Source organism: Mycobacterium sp. ACS4331, assembly GCF_001667265.1.
Taxonomy (GTDB): Bacteria; Actinomycetota; Actinomycetes; order Mycobacteriales; family Mycobacteriaceae; genus Mycobacterium.
Window position 1 is genome coordinate 1 of the sequence record NZ_LZHW01000034.1, and the last position, 4,054, is coordinate 4,054.

A 4,054-nucleotide genomic window follows, 5' to 3' on the forward strand; every position below is an offset into this window, starting at 1 on the left:
CGCCCCGCTCTTTCTCACCCCCCCCCCCCCCCCCAACCCCTCCCCCACACTTTTGCTTCCACCCCCCCCCCGGGGGGGGGGGGGGGCCCCCCGGGGCCCCCCCCCCCGCCCCATGTCGGGGGAGAAACCATGCTGACGACCACGCTCGACGGCCTGTGGGTGCTGCAGGTGCTGTCGGGAATCGAAGTGCTGGCACCTGAACTGGCACTGCGCCCGCACGTTCCGAGTGTGGAGCCCAGACAGGCCGCGCTCGACCACCCCATGGCCGCCGAACTCCGTGACCAGGGCGTCATCGACGTCGACGGGGTGGTCGACGGTCCAATCCTGGAGTGGCTCACCGTGATCGCCAAGCGCGATGTCGCGCTCGTCATCAACGTCACCACACCCGTCCACGAAGGTTCGCCGCGGCGCGTGCTGCTGGCGCGCTTCGCGCAGTGGTGGGCAGCGCTCGAGCGGTCCGACGATCTAGTCCGGATCAGCGGGGTCGGGACGGCCAGCGTGGAGGGGGCAGCCACTGCGCTGCTCAGCGACCAGATCGAACGGCTGTGCAGCAGCCAGGATCCCGCGCCCATCCGTCCGGTCACCGTGGACGCGGGGGCGATGGTGGCAGCTGTGGACGACAGCGCGAGCATGCGCCGCTGGTTCACCGCCCAGGGGCTGGACGCCGACCAGGTCCGGCTGTTGATGTTGGCGTCCGATCCACAACGTTCGGCGCAGGCCTCGATGGTGGCGGTGCAGTCGGGAGTCGAGGACGGATCGGCCACACGCACACTGATCGGCCAGACCTCCGTCACGATCGTCGACACCCCGGAGGGCCGGCTGCTCTACGAGGTCATCCACCGCGACAACAGGAGGTGGATGCTGGTGAGCCCGGGATCGCAGACGGCGATCACCGACGCTGTGAGTCAACTGCTGCAAGGCCTTCCGGCCAACAGTGAGTGGTATTCGTACCGAAAGGTTGTGTAAGTGGGTACATCTGCGCCGGCGTTAGCATCGATGTCATGACCATTCCGTGGAACGAGCCGACGACCTCGGATCATGGACAGCCGCGGCATCGGGAGCCGTCGGCCGGTCAGCACAGGCATTCGGATTCCGTCTCGGGGACGCTGCGGATCTCGGATATGGTTGCGCCCCGCAAGATTCCGCCGGGATCGGGCTGGCGCCGACTCCTCTATCGCGTGACGTTCAAGACCCTGAACCTGGGCGAGTCGCCCGCTGAGCGGCACTATCGGGAACTGCGTGAACGAATTCGCAGGCACATCCGCAAGCAGTACGTCATCGGCGTGGTGTCCGGCAAGGGCGGCGTCGGCAAGACCACCATGACGGCTGCCGTCGGAGCGGTGTTCCGCGAGTGCCGGCCCGAGAACGTGGTCGCCATCGACGCCGCACCGGGTTTCGGCACTCTGGCGGGCCGGATCGATGAAACACCACCGGGCGACTACTCAGCGGTGCTCAACGACACCGATGTGCAGGGCTATGCCGACATTCGAGAACACCTGGGGCAGAACGCGGTCGGACTCGACGTGCTGGCAGGCAACCGCGCCTCCGACCAACCGCGACCGCTGGTGCCCTCGATGTTCACCGGCGTGCTGTCCCGACTCCGCCGCACCCACAACGTCATCCTGGTCGACACCGCTGATGATCTCGAACATCCGGTGATGAAGGCCGTCTTCGATGCCTGTGACACGTTGGTGTTCGTCTCGGGACTCACCGCCGACACGTCACTGCCCGTCACCCGCGCCATCGACCTGCTGCGCTCGCTCGGCTACCACGAACTGGTGTCTCGAAGCATGGTCATCCTCAACGACAGCCGAAACCGGTATGACGAGGACGCCCGTAAGTACCTGGTGGAGCGGTTCTCGCAGTCAGGCGCGACGGTGGAATTCATGCCGTACGACCCGCATTTCGCCAAGGGCGGCATCATCGACGTCCAGAATGAGCTGGACAAGAAGACACGTCTGCGGCTGTTCGAGATCGCAGCCGTCCTGGCCGACAAGTACACCCCGGACGCCGATCGGCCGCACTGATGGCGATGGCAAAGGTCTCCTTCCCCGCCCGGTGCGCCGTCGCGGTGGTGTGCGGTGAACATCTGGTGTCACAGGTGTACCCGGCGTCGGTGCCGATCGAGGTGTTCCTCGACGACGTCGTCGAACTCCTCAACGACGAACTCAAGCGCCGTGGGCTGCCCGGTCTGGAGCCCGGACTCGGCTACGAACTGCAGCGTGCCAATGGAACGCGCCTCGAGGTCACGAAATCACTCGACGATCTCGGTGTCGAGGACGGCACCACCCTGGTCCTTGCCCCAGCAGGGGAGGGCGAATCGTTTGAACCGCAGTACGAATCGCTGTCGACCGGCTTGGCCCGCGTGGGCAAGCGCCTGTTCGAGCCGGTGACGGCAGCCACCGCCGCCCACACCGCCGTCGCGATTCTTGCCATGGTCGGTGCGGTCATCGCCGCGACCGCGGTGCGCACCCGCCTGGTGGACGACTCCCTGATCCCCGCCATCGTCACCGGCGTGTTCGGAGCGCTCACGGCTGCCGGGGCGATCGCCGTCGCACGGTGGTGGCCGCAGCGCGCCGACCTGGTCTCCGGATTCGCGTGGCCAGGGGTCCCGCTGCTCGCGATCAGCGCGGCCGCGGCTGCGCCCGGCGAACTTTCGGCGGCGCACCTGTTCATCGGCGCGCTGACCTTGGTCGTGCTGATCTGCGCACTGGTGTCGGTCACCGGTCGTCACGTGACCGTGTCGGCCGCCGTGATCACGTTGTGCGCACTGGGTGGCCTGGTCGCACTGACCCGGATGTGGCGCCCCGTCCCCGCGCAGTGGCTGGGGATGTGCGCGCTCGTGGCACTGCTGCTGCTGCTGACCTTCGCCCCAACGATCGCCCTCTGGACGGCGCGGATTCGGCCACCACACTTCGGATCCATCACCGGCCGCGACCTGTTCCGGCGCAGCGACGGACTTCCGGTCGACGCCGTGGCACCGGTGGAGGACCCCGACGAGGACGAGCAGGCCGAGGCGAATGCCGACACGACACCCCGGGGAGCCGACATCGCGGCGGCGGCCCGTCGTGCGAATGGCGTCCTGACCGGACTGTGCGTCGCCGCTGCGGTCACGCTGCCGGTCGCCGTGTGGGCCACGCTGATGCCAGGACAGCCGAAGGGCAACGCCGCGGCGGTCCTGTCGGGACTGTATGTCCTGATCTTCATCAGCCGGGGCCGCAGCTTCACCGACAAGCGCCAAGCCGTGGCGTTGGTGTGCGGAGCGGCCGCTGCGGTCTGCGCCGGGGTGGCGAAATATGTTCTGGCCCAGCCTGCGGAGTCGAGCGCCGCGGTGCTCTGCGGTGCGGCGGTGCTGGCGGTGTTCGCCGGTGCAGGCCTGGTGGCCGCACTGCTGGTGCCGGTCACGCGGTTCACGCCGCTGGTGCGGATGATCGCGGAGTGGCTTGAGATCGTCGCGATCGTGGCGGCGCTGCCGTTGGCGGCGTGGATCGGGGGGTTGTTCACATGGGTGCGGATGAGATGACGGCGCCCCGCCGCGGTAGGCGCCTGAGCGCGACGGCGGGCGTTCTGCTGTTGGTCGCTGTGAGCGCGAACATTCCGGCTGCACAAGCGATCACACCGCCTTCGGTGGACCCTGCGATGGTGCCCGCCGATGGTGAGCCGGGTCCGGAGCAGCCGATGCGCCAGAGCAACATGTGCGCTCAGGCGATCACGGTCGAGGATCCGAACGTGGCGGTCACCGCACCGGGGTTCACGATGCTCAACATCAGCCGGGCGTGGGAGTTTTCGACCGGCAACGGTGTGCCGGTGGCCGTCATCGACACCGGGGTGAACCCGAACCCGCGGCTTCCCGTCGTCGCGGGGGGTGACTACATCATGGGCGGCGACGGCCTGATGGACTGCGACGCCCACGGCACGATCGTCGCGTCGCTGATCGGTGCCGCGCCCCAGGGCACGCCGATGCCGCCGCGCATGCCGGCGCGTCCCGCGTTCCCGCCGCCCTCCGGTCCCGCACCCGTGACCCAGGGTCCGCCCCCGCCGGCTGGCCAACCGG

3 protein-coding genes and 1 pseudogene are annotated in these 4,054 nt (G+C 68.5%); all 4 read left to right on the plus strand.

Translation table 11 applies throughout. The features are described from left to right. The first annotated feature begins 129 nt into the window (after window positions 1-129). A complete protein-coding gene (locus A5727_RS09500; protein ID WP_068248189.1) occupies window positions 130-966 on the plus strand; it encodes an ESX secretion-associated protein EspG in 837 nt (278 codons plus the stop codon). Window positions 967-1,001: 35 nt separating this feature from the next. After that, window positions 1,002-2,027: a MinD/ParA family ATP-binding protein gene (locus A5727_RS09505; protein WP_068248192.1), complete on the plus strand. Its 1,026-nt coding sequence runs from the start codon at window positions 1,002-1,004 to the stop codon at window positions 2,025-2,027. Continuing rightward, window positions 2,024-3,523: a type VII secretion integral membrane protein EccD gene (gene eccD, locus A5727_RS09510; protein ID WP_157521304.1), complete on the plus strand. Its 1,500-nt coding sequence runs from the start codon at window positions 2,024-2,026 to the stop codon at window positions 3,521-3,523. The genes A5727_RS09505 and eccD overlap by 4 nt, the downstream gene beginning before the upstream one ends. Next, window positions 3,520-4,054, plus strand: a pseudogene (locus A5727_RS09515) (type VII secretion-associated serine protease); the annotation flags it as partial. The gene eccD and the pseudogene A5727_RS09515, both read left to right, overlap by 4 nt.

Bases quoted from the DNA above. Each gene is read 5' to 3' on its own strand.
- A5727_RS09505 (WP_068248192.1), top strand. From the start codon at position 1,002: ATGACCATTCCGTGGAACGAGCCGACGACCTCGGATCATGGACAGCCG.
- A5727_RS09500 (WP_068248189.1), top strand. From the start codon at position 130: ATGCTGACGACCACGCTCGACGGCCTGTGGGTGCTGCAGGTGCTGTCG.